This window comes from Pseudoalteromonas sp. TAB23 (assembly GCF_000498075.1).
In the GTDB taxonomy this organism is placed as follows: Bacteria; Pseudomonadota; Gammaproteobacteria; order Enterobacterales; family Alteromonadaceae; genus Pseudoalteromonas; species Pseudoalteromonas arctica.
Map to the genome: position 1 here is coordinate 1 of NZ_AUTP01000194.1, position 19,338 is coordinate 19,338.

20 protein-coding genes are annotated in these 19,338 nt (G+C 38.2%); 11 read left to right on the forward strand and 9 right to left on the reverse strand.

Annotated elements, in window-relative coordinates; genetic code table 11:
* Positions 1-1,617, forward strand: a 1,617-nt coding sequence (locus tag L654_RS0109670; protein ID WP_024607912.1) for a glycoside hydrolase family 2 TIM barrel-domain containing protein, incomplete at its 5' end; no start/stop codon positions are given.
* Positions 1,618-1,678: 61 nt separating this feature from the next.
* On the opposite strand, the gene L654_RS0109675 is transcribed toward L654_RS0109670, so the two are convergent.
* The gene (locus L654_RS0109675) at positions 1,679-2,125 is read right to left on the reverse strand and encodes a DoxX family protein (protein ID WP_024589737.1); all 447 of its coding nucleotides are present in this window, start codon (positions 2,123-2,125) and stop codon (positions 1,679-1,681) included.
* A 217-nt stretch (positions 2,126-2,342) separates the two neighbouring features.
* Positions 2,343-3,488: an iron-containing alcohol dehydrogenase gene (locus L654_RS0109680; RefSeq protein WP_024607913.1), complete on the reverse strand. Its 1,146-nt coding sequence runs from the start codon at positions 3,486-3,488 to the stop codon at positions 2,343-2,345.
* Between the two features lie 184 nt (positions 3,489-3,672).
* Here L654_RS0109680 and L654_RS0109685 point away from each other — a divergent pair, with 184 nt between their 5' ends.
* Positions 3,673-4,557 (forward strand): AraC family transcriptional regulator, encoded by an 885-nt coding sequence (locus L654_RS0109685; RefSeq protein WP_024589735.1) that lies wholly within the window; start codon positions 3,673-3,675, stop codon positions 4,555-4,557.
* A 22-nt stretch (positions 4,558-4,579) separates the two neighbouring features.
* On the opposite strand, the gene L654_RS1000000128245 is transcribed toward L654_RS0109685, so the two are convergent.
* Positions 4,580-4,741: a hypothetical protein gene (locus tag L654_RS1000000128245; protein WP_225305742.1), complete on the reverse strand. Its 162-nt coding sequence runs from the start codon at positions 4,739-4,741 to the stop codon at positions 4,580-4,582.
* An 831-nt stretch (positions 4,742-5,572) separates the two neighbouring features.
* Complete coding sequence (locus tag L654_RS0109695; RefSeq protein ID WP_010554617.1) at positions 5,573-5,992, reverse strand: VOC family protein; 420 nt, start codon at positions 5,990-5,992, stop codon at positions 5,573-5,575.
* A 273-nt stretch (positions 5,993-6,265) separates the two neighbouring features.
* Between L654_RS0109695 and L654_RS0109700 the strand changes: the two genes are divergently transcribed.
* The 4 genes from L654_RS0109700 (at position 6,266) to L654_RS0109715 (ending at position 9,527) form a co-directional block, all read left to right on the forward strand.
* The gene (locus tag L654_RS0109700; protein WP_024594103.1) at positions 6,266-6,571 is read left to right on the forward strand and encodes a hypothetical protein; all 306 of its coding nucleotides are present in this window, start codon (positions 6,266-6,268) and stop codon (positions 6,569-6,571) included.
* Positions 6,568-6,957, forward strand: a complete 390-nt coding sequence (locus L654_RS0109705; RefSeq protein WP_007587227.1) for a hypothetical protein — start codon at positions 6,568-6,570, stop codon at positions 6,955-6,957. Before L654_RS0109700 ends, L654_RS0109705 begins: the two co-directional genes overlap by 4 nt.
* Before the next feature lie 169 nt (positions 6,958-7,126).
* Positions 7,127-7,609 (forward strand): DUF3015 domain-containing protein, encoded by a 483-nt coding sequence (locus tag L654_RS0109710; protein ID WP_024589733.1) that lies wholly within the window; start codon positions 7,127-7,129, stop codon positions 7,607-7,609.
* A 79-nt stretch (positions 7,610-7,688) separates the two neighbouring features.
* Positions 7,689-9,527 (forward strand): DUF4105 domain-containing protein, encoded by a 1,839-nt coding sequence (locus L654_RS0109715; RefSeq protein WP_024607914.1) that lies wholly within the window; start codon positions 7,689-7,691, stop codon positions 9,525-9,527.
* Positions 9,528-9,538: 11 nt separating this feature from the next.
* Here L654_RS0109715 and L654_RS0109720 read toward each other — a convergent pair whose 3' ends face one another.
* Positions 9,539-10,360 carry a sterol desaturase family protein gene (locus L654_RS0109720; protein WP_024589731.1) on the reverse strand — a complete coding sequence of 274 codons (822 nt, stop codon included), beginning with the start codon at positions 10,358-10,360 and terminating at the stop codon, positions 9,539-9,541.
* Positions 10,357-10,803, reverse strand: coding sequence for an SRPBCC family protein (locus tag L654_RS0109725; RefSeq protein WP_024589730.1), 447 nt, complete (start codon positions 10,801-10,803; stop codon positions 10,357-10,359). The genes L654_RS0109720 and L654_RS0109725 overlap by 4 nt, the downstream gene beginning before the upstream one ends.
* 97 nt (positions 10,804-10,900) lie before the next feature.
* Here L654_RS0109725 and L654_RS0109730 point away from each other — a divergent pair, with 97 nt between their 5' ends.
* From L654_RS0109730 to L654_RS0109740, 3 genes are all read left to right on the forward strand, one after another.
* Entirely contained in the window at positions 10,901-11,914 is a 1,014-nt protein-coding gene (locus L654_RS0109730; RefSeq protein ID WP_024607915.1) for an AraC family transcriptional regulator, read from the forward strand.
* A 92-nt stretch (positions 11,915-12,006) separates the two neighbouring features.
* Positions 12,007-12,780 (forward strand): transporter substrate-binding domain-containing protein, encoded by a 774-nt coding sequence (locus L654_RS0109735; protein WP_024589728.1) that lies wholly within the window; start codon positions 12,007-12,009, stop codon positions 12,778-12,780.
* A 358-nt stretch (positions 12,781-13,138) separates the two neighbouring features.
* Positions 13,139-14,236 (forward strand): polysaccharide lyase family 7 protein, encoded by a 1,098-nt coding sequence (locus L654_RS0109740; RefSeq protein WP_024607916.1) that lies wholly within the window; start codon positions 13,139-13,141, stop codon positions 14,234-14,236.
* Here the strand turns inward: L654_RS0109740 and L654_RS0109745 are convergent, their stop codons facing one another.
* The gene (locus L654_RS0109745) at positions 14,237-14,638 is read right to left on the reverse strand and encodes an NUDIX hydrolase (protein ID WP_024607917.1); all 402 of its coding nucleotides are present in this window, start codon (positions 14,636-14,638) and stop codon (positions 14,237-14,239) included. It lies immediately after the preceding gene.
* A 186-nt stretch (positions 14,639-14,824) separates the two neighbouring features.
* Between L654_RS0109745 and L654_RS0109750 the strand changes: the two genes are divergently transcribed.
* Positions 14,825-16,708, forward strand: coding sequence for a propionyl-CoA synthetase (locus L654_RS0109750; RefSeq protein ID WP_024607918.1), 1,884 nt, complete (start codon positions 14,825-14,827; stop codon positions 16,706-16,708).
* 204 nt (positions 16,709-16,912) lie between these two features.
* Positions 16,913-17,770 carry an MBL fold metallo-hydrolase gene (locus L654_RS0109755; RefSeq protein WP_024607919.1) on the forward strand — a complete coding sequence of 286 codons (858 nt, stop codon included), beginning with the start codon at positions 16,913-16,915 and terminating at the stop codon, positions 17,768-17,770.
* Positions 17,771-18,040: 270 nt separating this feature from the next.
* Here L654_RS0109755 and L654_RS0109765 read toward each other — a convergent pair whose 3' ends face one another.
* Both L654_RS0109765 and L654_RS1000000126900 read right to left on the reverse strand, forming a co-directional pair.
* Complete coding sequence (locus L654_RS0109765) at positions 18,041-18,385, reverse strand: PDZ domain-containing protein (protein WP_024607920.1); 345 nt, start codon at positions 18,383-18,385, stop codon at positions 18,041-18,043.
* Between the two features lie 112 nt (positions 18,386-18,497).
* Positions 18,498-19,241 carry a nucleotide-binding protein gene (locus L654_RS1000000126900; protein WP_225305743.1) on the reverse strand — a complete coding sequence of 248 codons (744 nt, stop codon included), beginning with the start codon at positions 19,239-19,241 and terminating at the stop codon, positions 18,498-18,500.
* Positions 19,242-19,338 lie beyond the last annotated feature (97 nt).

The following is a 19,338-nucleotide window of genomic DNA, read 5'->3' on the forward strand; positions in this document are numbered from 1 at the left end:
ACCGACATTATTTGCCCAATGTACGCCCGTGTAGATACCGATATTAAAGACGATGCGGTACCTAAATACTCTATTAAAAAATGGTTGAGCCTACCAGGTGAAACTCGCCCGCTTATTTTATGTGAATACGCCCATGCAATGGGTAACAGCCTAGGTAGCTTTGACGATTACTGGCAAGCATTTAGAGAATATCCACGCCTGCAAGGCGGCTTTATTTGGGATTGGGTAGATCAAGGTTTATCTAAAACAGACGAAAACGGCAAGCATTATTGGGCTTACGGCGGCGACTTTGGTGATGAACTAAATGACCGTCAATTTTGTATAAACGGGCTATTGTTCCCAGACCGCACACCGCACCCTAGCCTGTTTGAGGCTAAATACAGCCAGCAACATTTACAATTTACATTGCGTGAGCAAAATCAAAACCAATACACCATTGATATATTAAGCGATTACGTATTTAGACACACAGATAACGAAAAACTGGTTTGGCAATTAATGCAAAATGGCATCTGTGTTGAGCAAGGCGAGCATGTACTTAATATTGCCCCGCAAAGTACGCACACGTTAACGATTAAAACTAAAACAGCGTTTGAGCAAGGTGCACAATATTACCTTAATTTAGATGTAGCACTAATTAACGACTCACACTTTGCAAACGCTCAACATATTATGGATACCGAACAATTTAAGCTTATAAATAGTAATAATTTAAGCAGTAAGTCATTTGCATCATCATCTGAGCAAAACGCTATAAGTGTTAATGAAACCGACTCTCAACTAAGTATTGAAAACGATAAATTTAAACTTATTTTTAGCAAGCAATCAGGGCTTATAGAGCAGTGGTTACAAAACGATACTCAGGTTATTAGTAGCCCACTGGTTGATAACTTTTATCGTGCCCCACTTGATAACGACATTGGTGTAAGCGAAGTAGACAACCTAGACCCCAATGCATGGGAGGCTCGTTGGTTGCGTGCAGGTATAGGGCAATGGCAGCGCACATGCAGCTCGATTCACGCAGTGCAATCAAGTGTTGATGTACGTATTACTTGTGTATTTAATTACGAGTTTAATGGCGTGCTACAGGCTCAAACACAGTGGCTATATACACTAAATAATACCGGCAATATTAGCTTAAATATTGACGTGCACTTAAACGATACTCTGCCGCCAATGCCGCGTATAGGGCTAAGCACAACGCTTAACAAGCAAAGCGATACAAAAGTAAACTGGCTAGGTTTAGGGCCTTTTGAAAACTACCCAGATCGCAAAGCCGCAGCACGTTTAGGTTATTACAGCTTGAGCTTAAATGAGCTACATACACCGTATATATTTCCAACTAATAATGGCCTGCGTAGCGATTGCCAATTGCTGAGTATTAATAACTTAACTGTAACTGGCGCGTTTTTGTTTGCAGCCAGCGAGTATTCGCAAAGTACGCTAACGCAAGCAAAGCACACTAACGAACTAATTGCTGATGATTGCGTACATGTACACATTGATCATCAACATATGGGCGTAGGTGGCGATGATTCATGGAGCCCAAGTACTCATAAAGAGTATTTACTTGAGCAAAAGCAGTACAGTTATTCTTTAACTTTTTCAGCTAAATAATTTAGTAGTTAGCCTACAAAAACAGCGGCCAAATTGGCCGCTATTCTTCAATTAATAAACTCTATTTTTTAGCTAGCTTTTTAACTAATACGTTATCAAGCGAAAAGCTTCCCGCTCCTTGAATTGCTAAAACTACAGTTACTACAAGTAACGTTAATGCGTATTCATAGCCATTGTTTGCCATAAATAAGCCATTACTAATATGTACGCTAAAAATAGCAATCATCATAGTAAAGCCGGCAACTACAGCAGCTGGGCGAGTTAACAATCCAATTGCTAATGCAATGCCACCAAAAAACTCAGCGCTACCTGCCATCATTGCTAACCAATAGCCAGGCTCTAAACCAATACTCGCCATCCATTGACCTGTACCTTCAAGCCCGTAACCGCCAAACCAAGCAAATAGTTTTTGTGCACCATGCGCCGCTAAAATAAGGCCAACTGGTACTCGTAAAATTAATGCTGCTACGCCTGCTTTTGAGCTAAGTAATGTGTTTAGTAATTTCATGAGTTTAGTCCTGTTTTAATTTATTTAATCGTTAGATTTTTCCTAACCGTTGAGCACAGTTTACTATCATCATTAAAAAACATTAATACAGACTTTATTGGTTAATTAGCAACACAGTATTTATAATAAACCATAAAAAAACCGCCAACCTAAAGGTCGACGGTTTTTTATTAACGCTAAAACTTAGTATATTTAAGTAAGCGCTTAGCTTTGAAAATTAAGCAACTGCTTGCTCTAAAATTTCGCGGCTTTCTTTAAGCGTAATAGCTTGGTTTTCACCAAGTGCCAGCATGCCGTGTGCTTCAAGTTTGCCAATAATATTGTCGATTGCTGCTGCTTTATCATCGCCATGTTCAGTAAGTTGCGTGGCTACATCAAGGCTGTGGTAAAACGCTTCAATTGCTGCAATTGTTTTCTCTGCTAAATCGTCTGATTGCTCAAGGCCAAATACGTTTTTACCCATTTGCTCAAGCTTTGCTTTTTTAACTGCAAATTGGTTGCGTAGTAAAGAAGGCTGAACAATAGCAAGTGAACGAGCATGATCAACACCGTAAGCGGCTGTAAGCTCGTGGCCAATCATGTGTGTTGCCCAATCTTGCGATACACCTGAGCCAATTAAACCATTAAGTGCTTGGTTAGCTGCCCACATAAGGTTTGCACGCCATGCGTCGTCTTGGTTTTCAAAGTTATCGCCCAGTGTTTTAAGCGTTCTTAAAAGTGCCTCTGCGTAACCTTCTTGAACCAATGCTGTTTCAGGGAATGTTAGGTACTGCTCACAGGTATGAACCCATGCATCTACTAATCCATTTACAAGTTGGCGCTGTGGTAATGTTTTCATTACATCAGGGTCCATAATCGCAAATTTAGGAAGTACTTCTGGTGATGCAAACGGTAGTTTTTGCTTCGTTGCTTCTTTGCTCACAACTGAGTTTTGGTTAGACTCCGAACCCGTTGCAGGCAATGTTAATATTGCACCAATTGGTAATGCGCTAGTAATAGTGTGCTTACCAGTAGGAATATCCCAACCTTCGCCATCATAAACTGCAGATGCTGCAATGTATTTAACGCCGTCGATTACTGAACCGCCGCCTACACCTAGTACAAAGTCGATGCCTTGTTCTTTACAAATTTTTACTGCTTGGTCTAGTACTTCTATAGTTGGGTTAGCGCCTACACCCGAAAATTCAACCCAGTCAAAGCCTTCAAGTGCTGCTGCAACTTGGTCGTACACGCCGTTCTTTTTAATTGAACCGCCGCCGTACACTACAAGTACTTTTTGATCCTTTGCGATCAAATCAGTTAGTGAGGCAATTTGTTCTTGGCCGAACTGGATAAGTGTTGGGTTTACGTAGCTAAATTTCATTATTTTGCTCCTAGGTGACGGTTAAATACTAAATAGAATGCTTAGTTACTAACTAAGCTAAACTTCAATGAGTGCATATTAGTGGCAAAACAAACATAAAAAAAGCCTAATAACTCGCAAAAGCTTGCCTAAAACTGTCAAGATTGATATTTTACGCAAAATTCGTACGATAGTAGAAGTTTTAATGTCCTCAATAGCCAACATGATGCAAAAATTTGCAGAGCACAATAATTTACTTAACTTTGAAGGCAACATGGAAACCATTATTCCAGGTGTGTATTTTCATCGTGCAAGTAAAAGCTCGCCACGCCAACCACTTATATATAACTCAGGTATTATTATTGTTGGGCAAGGACATAAGATAATTCATTTTCCTGATCATCAAATAAAATATGGTGAAGGCGACTACCTTGTTTTAGGTGTACCTGTGCCACTTGAATGCGAAGCTTTTACCGATAACAACCTGCCTGTTATGGGGATTGTTATAGATATAAACCCGGTAATGTTACATAAATTAGTAAACCAAATTGGTACACATAAGCCATTCACTACTGGGCAAATGAGTGGCGTTCAATCGGCTAAAATAGATGGCGCAATGGAGCAAGTAACCCACCGTTTACTTAGCGTGCTTAATAACCCCATTGAGGCTGACGTTTTTGGCGAAGATATAGTAAAAGAATTAGTATATCGTGTACTTTGTGGCCCACAAGGACATACTTTAATAGGGCTTGCTATGCATGATGGGCATTATGCGCGTATCGCCCGCACGCTTTCAACTATGCACAGTAGTTATGCCAATCAAATTACAGTTGAGGGGTTGGCTGAAGATGTAAACATGAGCGTATCGTCGTTCCATCGTGCTTTTAGGCAAGTAACGTTTGAGTCACCTTTGCAGTATTTAAAAAAAGTACGCTTAGCTAAGGCTAAAGAGCTTATAACCAGTAGTGGAAGCAAAGCCAACGAAGCTGCATTAAAGGTTGGCTATACCAGCCCATCGCAATTTAGCCGCGAATTTAAACGCCACTTTAATAAAACCCCCAGTGAAATGTTAATTCAACTACATAACTAGGTAATGGCTTTAGAGATGTAAGTTAACCGAGCGAGTCAATCTTAAGCACTGCTTTTTTGGTGTCTAGCATAACTTGCTTGGTAAATTGGCGATTAATAAATTGGCTAAAAATAATAGTAAATAACGTTGAGCAAATGGCAGCTGTTGCGTACACCTGCCAAATCATAAAGTTATGTTTTAACATAAACGCAATCACCGCAAAAAATACACACCCACCTAATGAACCAATAATACCGCNAGGCTTGTTTGTCACTAAAATGGGCAACACTGCCCATTACCGCTAAAATAACCGGAAAGGTAGATATTAACCCGCTCCATGCAGACCCTATATGCTGCGATATAAACGTAACAAGCACGATAAAGCTCGTCACTAATATCATTTTTACCGGAAGCTCCCAGCGAGCATTTAATGGTTTTGCATCAACTGATATATTTAGCTTTGTAGAGATAATAGTTAAACCGAGTAAAATACAAAGTGAAACCACACTCGCCACAATAATATTCACTGGTAAAAATAAAGTAATAACGCTAAATACGCACCAAATACTCAACGCTGTAAAAAGCGATTTAAGCATTCCAAATCTTCGTGATACAACCAAGTAACTAAAACAAAATAAGCCTATACCGCTCATACCATAAAGAGAGGCCACCGCTGAGTTAGCTGCAAATAATTTACCTTGCTCTAATGCTATAAAATAAGAAATAGGCCCAGAGGTAATAGGCAAGCCAGGAATTATGCCGCTAACAAAACTACCAAAGCGTTTTTGGGCGAATGTTATTAGTAAAATAAGCAAAGGTGCAATTATGAGTTTAAGCAGCATAAATAACAATAAAGTATGAGAGTTGAAATTAAGTCTACGTGTCTATACCTACATTGTAGAGTGAATAAAAATCATGCATGTAGTGTAATTTTTTTCACCTGTAAATATTAACTAATTTATCAAAACACTGATTAATAGTTATAAAAAAACCACTTATTAAAGTGGTTTTTTTAGCTTAACTTAAACAACAGCATTTATACTTTTTTAAATAAAACCTCTGGGTTTACCATGGTTTTCATTTCAAGCACATTGCCATTTGGATCTTCAATAAAAAACGTTTCTTGCTCAAACTCATCACCAATAAAACGGCGGTATGGTTTATCTAAGTATTCAATACCCGCATCTTCAATACGTGTTTTTAACCCGTTAAATTCATCTTCAGATAAGTGAATCCCAAAGTGAGGTACTGCCACAGCTCCCATATCTACATCATGGCGAACTGTTGGTAAGCGCTCAACACTCTGGTGCAAGGTAAGTTCATTACCCCAAAAATCTATATCTACCCAGCGACCTTCTTCACTGTTACCCGTTTTACAGCCTAGTACGTCACAATAAAACGCTTTAGCCACTTTTAAATCGCCAGCCGGAATAGCCAGATGTAAACAGTTAGACATAAATAACCCTTGGTTAACACTTTAATACATTAAATTATCGCCATTATACATAACTTGTGATTTATAGAACATTAACAGCGGCACTATTAAGCATATTTAATACCTAAAAGCCGTTTAAAAAACACGCTTTTAAAGTTTGTAATTACTTATAACATTTATTTGTTAGAGAGTATTAGAAAGCGCAAAAGGATTAGTTTAAAATGCGCCGCTATGATTAAATTCTTATTTTTAAAATTCATCACTTTCTTTTTAGGCTTTGTAGCTTGCTTTGCTATGCACACTACTTTTGCATTACCTTTAGTGATTTCTGCTGCGCTAACGGGACTTATTGGCTCGTTTATTCCTTTTCCTGCACTTTATAAAAACCATCCGTATGCTGCAATTTATGCTGGTAGCTTTGCAGGCATGTGTTCAACTCATTTAATTACCAGTTACTGGGAAATTGCTATTATTTCGCTTATTGGCTCAAGTTTGTATGTGCTTACTATGAATATGTTTACAGGTTTTGGTGGCAAGCTTGGCAGCGTAGCTTTTGCAAGCGTGGCACTTTTTGTATTAGCCAAAGGAATTGTATTATGAGTATTGAATATCCATTACTTGTACTGCTTGGGGCTTTTTTAACATTTTATTTAGCTAAGCATAGTCGCTTTGACGGGGTTAGAGCGTCGTCTTCACTTTCTATTATTGCTTATTTAATTTTTAGCGCTTTAAATTTGAACCCCGATTTATACGCAATTGTATTTTTTGGCGGCACATTCATAGGTATGAGCGCCCCACATCGATTTGGTATTTATACTGTAGCAAGCTCATCTATTTTGTTTTCAATCTTATTTGAATTTCTTGTACCAAAACTTGACGGCTATGGCGGTGCATTGGGTATTAGTGCATTTTTATCTGTATGTATTTGCCATACTTGTATTTTATTAGGTGCCCCAAGAAGTAAAAAACCGCCACCAGTTCAATAAAAAGTGGAAACTAGGCTGATTTTTATCCTGACATTAACTTTAATATATTTAAAAATTAGAGTGTAAAATATTCATGTTTTAACCTGTTCCTTTTTTCTGCAAGTCTGTTAGAATCTTCCGCGAACTTTATTTACCCTAAATAAAGACAATCATATATGGATTTATGAAAATGAAAAAACTAATCGCAGTAGCAGCTCTATCTTTACTTCCTTTCTCAAACGCAATGGCTGACCAAGATATTGGTTGTGGTCTTGGTTCTATGTTATTTGCTGGTCAGCAAGGTAAAGGCGTTAAAATTTTAGGCGCTACAACAAATGGTACATCTGGTAACCAAACTTTTGGTATCACTTTTGGTACTCTTGGTTGTGATGGTACTGGTACAGTAACTTCTTCAGAAAAAATCGCTTTATTCATTGACGGTAACATGGAGCAACTTGCTCGTGATATGTCAAAAGGTGAAGGCGAAACTTTAGCTACTCTAGCTGAAGCTTGGGGTGTTGCAGATCAAGATAAAGCAGCGTTCAATAAGCTTGCTCAAGCACAGTTTTCTTCAGTATTTACTTCTGAAAACGTGACTTCACAAACAGTTTTAGAAAACCTAAACACTGTTCTTGCAAGTAACGCACAACTTGCTTCTTATACTCTTTCTTAATCAGCTAAATTAGCCGGTTTTATACGTATAAATAAAGCCGCTGGAGTATTTCTCTAGCGGCTTTTGTAATTTAGTGATTATGAAAAAAATATTATTTGGTTTACTGCTCGCTCTTTTTAGTACTTACTCAAACGCTCAAAGTATTGAAACAAATACATTAGCAACACACCCTTACTGGCTTAAATTAGGTCACTACCGCTTGGCCACATTAGGTGATTGGAAAAGTGAAGTAGACAGTGCTGAGTTTTTTTTATCTCCTACAGGTAAAACAAGCCCATATGACGAACTTAAAGCCACTATAGCCGCATTTAGTGGTAAAAATACTGACCCAAAAACAACACAATATCGTTGTCAGTTTCCTGCACGTTATAAATGGCTAAAAACAAAAATTGAAAATAACTGGCCCGAACTTAATTGCCCAGAGCTACAGGCGTGGCAAAAAATAATAAACCCTAAAGGGGTTACGTTAGTTTTTCCAACTGCATTTATGAATAGCCCATCATCAATGTTTGGCCACACTTTACTTCGTATTGATGCAAAAGATCAGACTCGCCATAAAGAGTTGCTCGCATTCGCAGTTAATTTTGCAGCAGAACCAGACGGCTCAGATAACGCAGCTATGTATGCACTAAAAGGCTTGATTGGCAGCTATCCAGGTAAGTTTTCACTTATGCCATACTATAAAAAAGTACGCGAATATAATGATTTAGAATCTCGTGATATTTGGGAATACAAACTTAATTTATCAGAGCCACAGGTAGAGCTTATTTTATTGCACTTATGGGAGCTACAATTAGCTACATTCGATTACTTTTTTATTGATGAAAACTGCTCTTACCAATTACTTGCATTATTACAACTTGCACAAGAGGACCTTGATTTAACATCGTCATTTAATATGCAAGCTATTCCATCAGATACCGTTGCAGTACTAAGAAATAACAACTTATTACAAACACCTAATTACCGCCCTGCTTTTGGTACTAAGCTTTACCATTACTCTACTCAAATGACTGACGAACAACTTGATGATGCAAGAGAGTTAATGCAAGGTGGCTCTCTCAATACTCGTAATTACTCACAGTCGCAATTAGTCGCTATTTTAGAAATGGCGTATGAATGGTTAAATTTTGAATTTTACGATAAAGCATTAAATCGTGAAGAAATTGCCCCGCGACTAACTAAGCTACTCCTAATGCGCAGCAAATATAAAGTAGCTTCGCCATTTACTAAGCCAAGCCGCCCTATTGCTTCCCCAGAGCAAGGTCATGGTTCTTCTAAAGTATCGCTAGGTAGGGTACAAAATAATAACCAAGCAAACCTTACAAATTTTGGTTATAGGCTTGCGTATCATGACTTATTAGATAGGCCTGAAGGTTTTATAGCGGGTGCACAAATTAGTTTTTTTGATTTGGAAGCCGCTATTACTGACGAAGGAAATGCAGATATTGAACATTTTTACTTATTAGATGCTATGTCGCTTGCACCCGATAACCGCGTATTTGATAGCTGGTCGTGGAACTTTAAAATGGGCTTTGACCGACAACCAAGTGACAATAAACGTTTAGGCCGCTTTTTTACAAAAGGAGGCTATGGTAAATCTTATGGCGATCCTAATAATCTACACGGCTATATTCTTGGTCAATTTGAGCTAAATACAGGCGATATAACCGACCGACTTAGTACTGGAATAGGCAGCGAAGCCGGTGTAATTTGGCAAATAAGCAATAACCATAAACTCGCTTTAACTGGCAATATATTATGGCTAACTGATAACGCAGCAAGTAAGCACAGCGAAATAGCTATAACATGGAATTACGCTGTTTCTCGCAATGTATCGCTGCGCAGCAAAGTACAGCATGCTCAATGGCATAGCCATAATTCATCAATGAGTTTAGCTATGCAGTTTTACTTTTAACTTTCTCAATATTATTTATATTTAATGCTACTTGTAGGGTAGCCAAATAGCACTCTACATTTAGCTTTTATTCCCGATGCCTTATAAACACTTTTCAATAAGTGCTCCCACTGATGAAACGTAATAACGACTGGGTTATTGCTATTAAGCTGCCCTATAATGCCGTATTTACAAGGCTTTGATTTATCTTCTTCTACAAAGGTGCCAAATAACTTATCCCAAATAATAAGTACACCTGCAAAGTTTTTATCAAGGTAGCCTGTATTTATTGCGTGATGAACTCGGTGATGCGAAGGCGTATTAAATACTTTTTCAAACCAGCCTAACTTACCCACTATTTGAGTATGTACAAAAAATTGATACGCCAAATTTAATGCAACCACGCTAAATACTGTTAGCGGTTCAAATCCAATTAAAATCATAGGTAGCCAAAACACCCACATACCGGCTACGGGGTACATTAAGCTTTGCCTAAATGCGGTGGTGAAATTCATTTTAGTTGAGCTGTGGTGCACCACATGTGCAGCCCACAACCAATGAATATGATGCGATGCTTTATGAAACCAATAATACAAAAAATCTTGTAGTAAAAATGCAAATGCAATACTTAACACACTCACTTCAATATCAAACAATCTATAGTCATACAACCAATTAAATAAAGGCATTAACAGCAGTAACGCAATAGCATCTGCGCCTTGGTGTAATAGCGCTAACACTGTATTTGCTAGGCTATCTTTTATGTCGTAATAGCACTTAAACTTAATAAACTCACAGCAAACAAATATCAAAAATAACGGGCTAAGAGCGAGCAAAATAATTTCTGAGTTCATACTTTACCCGCCAAAAAATAATTATTTAAATTGTTTAACGCTTGGGTTATATCTTTTGTAATAACATATTTAAGTAATGCATTTGGCATCCACCATGGAGCTGAGCAGCTTATGCAATAGTTAAGTTCGGTAACTAAAGTATTGATGTCTTTATTTGCACTGAGGTATATGTCGCCTCGATGATTAGCTACTGGTTTATCGCCTACTATTTGGTAACTGATCTGATTTTGATCGGCACTGATTATTTGCTCTGAAAAAGTTATTTTACCTATTTTCACTTGCCTAACAGCTCCTTTTCCGCCTTCTATTTGCCCTTCGTCTTGTGCTTGTAGCAGCGTAAATTTGGCATTAAAAAATCGATGCAACTGTTGATGATCCAATAGTGTGCTTATTATTTGCTGTGGCTGTGCATTAAGCGCTTGTTTAATTGTTATAAGTATCATTTTTACAGCAAGAGGTTATTAGGCATTCAACTAGCATATAAAAATTTAACGTGGCAAACTTGCTAATACACGACTATTTTTTAGCTTTAGATGACAAATGCACACATTGGCTGATCATTACTTTTCAAGTATTCTTGATTACTTACAAGCGCAAGGCATTAATACTAAAACGGCTTTGCACGCTATTAGCTTTGACGAATTTAGTAATCAGCGTACCCATCAATTAGCGCCGCGTATTAGTTTAAATAGTTACAATGCTTTATTAGTTTATGGCAAGAAAACACTTAACGATCCTCTTTTTGGTTTTACCCTAGGTCAGCAAATTCGCACTGCTGACTACGGCGTTTTAGGTTACTTAATTGAATCAAGCGATAACTTAAGCAGTGCCATTAAAGCATTGTTAAGCTACGACAGCTTGGTGGCTGATATTGGTAAAGCCAAGTTTGAACTAAATACTGATACAGCAACTATTCGTTGGATTGCTCACCAAAGTTGTAATGAGCATGTTGTTTTACGAAACATGACCGCGTGGGTAAGTGTAATTCGCCAGTTAATAAATTTAACGCTTTCGCCAAGTAGTATTAGTTTCACTTATAATTGGTTGCCATCGCAAAGGCGCGCCCTTGAATCATGGTTTAAATGCCCTGTAAAAAGCAGTGCTGAATATAATCAAATTAGCTTTCCGAGCGATTATTTGACGCTGCCCTTTAAAACCGATAACGCCATTATTAATTCTACTTTTAAGCAATTGTCAGAGCAGCAACTCTCTAACTTTAAAAGCCAGCAGTGTATTGACGATAAAGTTAATCAGTTACTTACAGCTAAAACTACCTTGCAAAACTGCAACCTAATAGGCATAGCTGATGCGCTTAATTTAACACCCCGAACGCTACAACGACGCTTAAAACAACAAAACTTAACCTTTGCTCAGCTACTCGAAAAAGAACGTAAAAAACGTGCAGATACATTAATAGCCAGCATGCCACTTGCTGATTTATCTAATATTTTAGGATTTAAAGATCAAAGCTCTTTTAATCGAGCTTTTTTACGCTGGCATAAATGCTCGCCATTACAATTTATAAAATACAAAACAGCAAGCACAGCCAAATAAGTGCAAATTATTTACGTTATATAAACATAATATATATATGTTTTAGTTAATACTCTCTACACTAGGTGTATTATTGCTTTAAAAGATTTTTTATGTTTTTGCGTGTTTTATTAAGTGCTTTTGTATTTATTTTATATAGCCCCCTGTGTAACGCCGATTCGGTTACTTTTATAGCTGAAGACCTTCCTCCTTATCACTTTAAAAATCAGCAAGGTGAAGTAAGCGGCGCTTTAGTCGACATTGCCAAAGCAGTTGTGAAGCAAACAAACTTAACCGCTAATTTTGAAATAATGCCTATGGCCCGCGTTTTTAAGGAGCATAAAACAAATACCAACGCCATAATGTTGTCTTTGTTAAAAACCCCAGAGCGGATTAATAAATATACGTGGTTAGGCGAAGTGTATTTTGCAGATGCTTATTTAATTAGCTTAAAAAGCCATGTAGATGAAGTTGTTCACTTAAATTTTGCTAAAGAGTATAAAGTAGCAACCATTCGTGGCTACCTGAGCGAAGCCTACTTAAAGCAAAAAGGCTTTACCGAAAATAACAATTTAATACTGGTCAGTTACTATAATCAACTTTGGCAAATGCTTTATAAAAACCGGATCGACTTTGTAGTAACTAATACACTTACACTTAATAACGAGCTAAAAAGCCTAGGACTCGATCCTAGCCTAATAACAAAACGAATTCATTTAAGCGATCTTCCCTCCTCACTTAATTTTGCAGCAAGTAATCAACTTAATCCTAAAACAGCTAAAGCACTCTCTGACGCATTAAGTAATATTAAAGAAAATGGTGAATATCATGCCATTTTAAACAAGTGGCAACTTTTATTACCAAACACGACTAACTTGCAGCACTAACCATAGTTAAAGCCCGGCATTAGTTATTGGCAGTGGTTATTTAGTTATTTGCTAAACGCGGCAAAGCAAACTACAAAATTAAAAATCTCCTCCCCCCCAAAAAATAGACTACACCTTAGCGCCAAAATCTACGTTAAATATCACTAAGAGAATAGCCAAGCACATAAAAAATACATACCGGAAACACCTCCATAAAAGCCGTTAAAAAACACCTCAACCAAATTGGTATAACAATAAATCATTTTAAAAATATTTAATTTTACTAATTGGTAAGTTTTAATTGTTAAATTGGTATGCTAGATTGAGATTAAGCGATGCCTGTACCGCACAATTTTTACTTCATCACACAGAGACAATAATGATAAAAAATACATCCACATTTAAACTTACGGCTTTAGCCGTTATCACCCCTTTACTTTTTACCGCTTGTTCAAGTACCCAAAGCACTAATCAGCAAAGCGATGCACCGGTACCTGCAACAAAGTTTGATTTATCTCACTGGAAAATAAATGTACCAGTTGATTTAAACAACGACGGTAAAATTGATGAAATAGATGTAGAAGAAATTCAGACTTACGCACACCCTGATTTTTTCTACCTTGATGAAAAAGGCTACATGGTATTTACCTCCCCTAATAAAGCGCTTACAAGTGCTAACTCTACTAATACCCGTAGTGAACTTAGACAAATGATCCGTGGATCAAATACTAAAATTAAAACTAAACACTCTAAAAACAACTTTGCTTTAGCTGTTCACCCGCTATCTGACCGATTTGGTTCTGTTGGTGGAAAAATGGAAGCAACGTTAAAAGTAGATCACGTTGCGCTACGTGCGACTGATCCTGATAAAAAAGCAGCTTACTCGGTTGTTGTAGGACAAATTCACGCGGGTAAAGATCAGGCACTTATTGATACCAAGCTTGGTTATGGCTGGGGCAATGAACCAATTAAAATATATTACAAAAAATGGCCTGGGCACAAAACAGGCTCAGTTTTTTGGAACTACGAACGTAATTTACCTAAAACGAATCCTGACCGTAAAGACATTACTTACCCAGTTTGGGGTAATACATGGGAAAACCCTAACGAGCCTGGCAGTGCCGGTATCGCACTAGGTGAAGAATTTAGCTACACGGTAAATGTGTATAAAAATGTTATGCACCTTACATTTAGCGCACAAGGCAAAGAAGACGTTAACTACTCTATTAACTTAGGTAATAACGTAGATGCTTATGGCAAAGTGGACGAAAAAGACCATCCACATGGCTACGCTGCAGATTGGCATTACTTTAAAGCCGGCGCTTATAACCAATGTAGTACTAAAAGCGCGAAAGGTATTTGGTACCCAGGTTGTTTAGGTACTGGCGATTGGACTACAGATAAACAAAATGGCGATTACGCTCAAGTAAGCTTTAGTAAACTAGAGTTAAGCCCAGCGACACCGCCAACAAAATAACTAGGCTAGTACAGCCTCAGATAAGTAATTTTTTAGTGATGTAAACAGTGGCGTTGGTAGATTATTAATATCGCACCAGCGCCACTTTAAACATTTATTAGGCTCTTTACGCTCAGGCTCTCCGCCTTCAAAGTCAGCTTTTACATACAGCGTAATATAGTGCTTGTTCTCTGCTGTAAAAATATCATTGGTAAAATCAAGCTTAGTAATTTTACTTACCTTTAAACCTGTTTCTTCAAACACTTCTCGTATTGCACATTGCTCAACACTTTCACCAAACTCTAAATGCCCACCAGGTGTTGCCCATGTATTAGCACCATGCGCGCCAATGCGCTCACCTAGTAAAATTGTGTTTTGATGCTTTATGATAACCGCCACACCAACTCTTACTACGTTACTCATATCGTATTTTCTCTTATTTTTACTGCCCGCCATGCTGAACCACACGCTTTGTATTGTCAATTTTGTATTTTTAAAACCAGTGTGTTGATTAACTTTTAACCGACCAAGGTCGAATAGCTTGCTTGCTAAAAAAAGCCTACATTTTGTAAGGTCTCTCACACACAAATTTAGCTTTAGGAGCCTTACATGTCAGGCAAATATAAACAGCAATATAATGCCTTTAAGCAAAACCCAGCCCAATTTTGGTTCGAACAAAGTAAAAATATTCCGTGGTATAAAACCCCCACAAAAGCATACACACAAGACGACGACGGGCTTTATCATTGGTTTAGCGACGGGCAATTAAACACCAGTTTTTTAGCGCTAGACCAACACGTTATTGCCGGATTTGGCGAGCAAACTGCACTGATTTACGACTCTCCAGTCACTAATACAAAGCAAACTTATAGCTACTCACAACTACAACAAGAAGTTGCTAAATTTGCAGGCGTCATACAATCGTTAGGTGTTACAAAAGGCGACCGCGTTGTTATTTATATGCCAATGATCCCACAGGCGGTTATTGGTATGTTGGCGTGCGCTCGCCTTGGTGCTATTCATTCTGTGGTATTTGGTGGGTTTGCTGCACACGAATTGGCTGTACGCATTGATGATGCCAAGCCTAAACTTATACTTAGCGCCTCATGCGGTGTTGAAGTAAACAGCGTTATTGAATACAAACCACTTATTGATAACGCAATAGAGCTTGCTGCGCACAAAGTAGATCACTGCGTTATTTATCAGCGTCCACAAGTCAGGGCCACTCTTGAGCCTAAACGAGACATAGATTGGACTCAGGCAATGCAAACGGCTGCAAGCGCAGATCCGGTGCCTGTAAATGGTGACGATCCGCTTTATATTTTATATACCTCAGGCACCACAGGTACACCCAAAGGCGTAGTGCGCGAAAATGGCGGTCACGCAGTGGCAATGCAATACAGCATGGAAACCGTTTATGGTATGAAGCCCGGCGACGTATTTTGGGCAGCGTCTGACATTGGCTGGGTAGTTGGGCACTCTTATATAGTTTACGCGCCGCTAATGTATCGCTGCGCGACCGTATTATATGAAGGTAAACCGGTTAAAACCCCCGACGTCAGTGCATTTTGGCGCGTGGTTGAAGAATATAAAGTAAATGCATTATTTAGTGCCCCCACCGCCTTTAGAGCAATTAAAAAAGAAGATCCAAATGCCGATGGTTTTAATCAATACGATACCTCAAGCTTAAAACGTTTGTTTTTAGCCGGCGAGCGATTAGACCCTCCCACTTACGAGTGGCTTAAAGAAAAAACCAAACTGCCAGTGCTCGATCATTGGTGGCAAACAGAAACCGGCTGGGCTATTGCTTGTAACCCTGTAGGGCTTGAGTACTTAGCAACAAAACCTGGCAGCTCTACCGTGCCTACTCCAGGTTTTGACGTGCGAATATTAGATATGGATGGCAATGAATGCGCAGCTAACGAGCAAGGCGCCGTGGTAATTAAACTGCCACTTCCACCGGGTTGCCTACCAACTATTTGGCAAGATACCCCGCGTTTTAAAGCAAGCTACCTAAATGAATACGAAGGTTATTATTTATCTGGCGATGGCGGTTATATTGATGAAGACGGCTACCTATTTATTATGGGCAGAACCGACGACGTTATAAATGTAGCAGGACATAGGCTTTCTACCGGCGAAATGGAAGAGATAGTTGCCGCGCACCCTGCTGTTGCTGAATGCGCTGTTTTTGGTGTAAACGATCCCCTAAAAGGGCAACTCCCTATGGGAATGATCGTGCTTAAAAATGATTTTATGGGCTCAAGTACCGACGTAGAACAAGCGCTTGTTTTAAGTGTTCGTAATCAGATTGGCGCTATTGCGTGCCTTAAAAATATAGTTAGCGTAGATAGGCTGCCCAAAACACGCTCGGGTAAAATACTGCGTAAAAATTTGCGCCAACTAGTTGATGGCGAAGAGCTACAAATACCTTCAACCATAGATGATGCCAGTATCTTTGAAGAAATAAACCAACAACTAACACAAAGATAAACCCAACCAACCTATCTAAAGCCATTTTTATAATGGCTTTTTATTTATGCCTTATATTTGATCCTTTGACTTAAGTTTAGGTTTAGGCTTAGGCTTAGGCTTAGGTTTAAGCTTTAATTTAACTAACAGCTGAAATTTTTTACAGCTTTATGCTTTCTTCTTTTAATAGCGTTATTAATTTAATCAATTTTAAAGGAATGGTGTATGCCCCGCTTGCTACAAAAACTACTAACCACAGCCCTATTGTTTATAGGCTTTGCCACACAAGCCTATGAAATAGAAGACTTAGGGGATGGCTTACACCGCTTTATAGACGACAGACACCGCTCAGTATTTTTAATCACTCCTGAGGGCGCAATTGTTACCGACCCACTTAATAAAAAAGCCGCCACATGGTTAAACGAGCAAATTAAAACTCGCTTTAACGTGCCTGTAAAATATGTAATTTATAGCCATAATCACAGCGATCATATTTACGGCGCCGAGGTATTTAAAAGCCCGCACACCACTTTTATAGCGCATAAACTCGCTGCGCAAGATATTAAAAACACACAAATGAAAACAGTAACGCCCAGCCTTACTTTTGATGATGAGCTACTACTTACCCTTGGTGATTCCACAGTAAAGCTTAACTACCACGGTCCAAACGATGGTCGTGGTTCGGTTAGTATATTATTCGAAAAGCAAAAAACGTTATTTGTAGTTGATTGGATTGTTATTGGCAGAATGCCGTGGCAAAAACTGTGGAGTTACGATATTCAAGGCATGATTAACTCAACCCAAGCGGTACTCAAATATGACTTTAATACTTTTGTAGGCGGACATGCCGATATGGGTAATAAAGCCGATGTAGCACGTTACTTAAGTTATTTAGAGCTTTTATATAGCCAAGTAACAGCAGGCGTTTTAGCCGGTAATACACTTGACGAAATTAAAAAAAATGTAAAGTTAGACCAATTTAGTGACTTTAAACAGTTTGATGCATGGTTACCGCTTAACATAGAAGGCGTGTACGAGCGTTTAATGGAAGAGTCTGGCATGGGCTGGCGCAGCGATCTATAAGCTTTAGTCTAATAATCATTGGTATTGCCGTATTTAACGCAATACCAATGTATTCATTAATTAAATAAGGTTATTACTGATCAAACCTTTTTAATCTATCCCAATTACTTTAATCAGTAACCTACATATAAACCGAGTAAGTAGTACTCCAAAAGCTCGCTAACGTTGCCAACATTTACTGCGCCTAGTTCATTTACACAAACCCACGCTTTGGGAATAACCATGCTTTATAGGCTGGGGATATTTAGGTATTTTAAAAACATCTTAGGTTTACCAAGCATTCATAAGGATTTTTAAAGGTACTTGGCTACCATCTTCATTCTCTAAAAGTAACTGTAAAATCTCTCCAGACTCCTTGCGCATTAATTCTTTTGCTTCACTGGCAGGGCAGCCTGGAATTTTACAATTTTCTATAGAAATTATTTTCTGCCCAGCAACAATCCCTGCTTTTTCAGCGGGTGAATTAGGCTCTACTTTTTCAATAACAAATGATGTTACCGTCGGGCTAAAAAAACCATCAGCGCCAACGTTCCCCACAACTCCAAGTTTAACCTTCTCTGCAGCCAAGGCATTGAAAGAAGTAATTGAGATTAAAATAATTATGAATTTGAACATATGAATTAACACTCCATGTAAGTCTATAGAAGGTGAATAATAATTCACCAAAATTTTGATCTAATTAGAAATAGTCAACTGTCATTTTTCTGTTTTATGCTTGTTATGTGATTTATAACGCACGAGCTAAATCAACTTCATATCCTGAATGCTGTAGCTCTTTGATAACGTCCATTTTCCATGCGCCACGATCATCAAAATCATTATAAACGACTCCACTAATGTCATTTGGAGTTTCTATATTTCCCTTAACCAACGCAGTAACTTTTCTTCGTCCCAATCGTCCAATAAAATAGCCATGTTCAAAAACTACATTTTGGCGAGCCCTTGGTTTACAATCGTCACCGCTTTTAGCTCCTACATCACATGGAGTGTAAAGCACTATTGCATAACCAACATCGCCGTAAGATTCAATTTTTTCAATAATCGTCTGGCTTGAACTAGCCTGCTCATGCAAAATAATTGGTGTTAAACCAATTTTTTCTATGAACCTTGCTAAGGTAACTTTTGCTAATTCATCTTGCCCATGAACTATAAATATTTTCTTATTCGTTTCATTGGAAACTGATGGATAATGAGATTTAGGAGAAAAATTTTTATTCATCTTTTTTACATCTATTTGATAGCCAGAAGGAAGCCCACCCATTTTTTCATGAAAACCAGGATCGACAACTTCATAAAGTTCAACGCCACCATTTGACATAGTACGTTCAATAAAATCACCAGCTTCAATTAATACATCAGATCTATGAATGAAAATTTTATTTTTCTGCACGCTAGCAGCAATATCATCATGCTCTTCGCCACTAGACCGCATAATTCTAACTTTATCTTTAAGTAAATCACCAAATGGCATATCGCCTCCTTGCTTTTTAATCACATAATTATTTGATAGTGGTCGATCCACACGCATTTCTACTCGCGTTACGCTCACATATTTTCTTACCTATAGT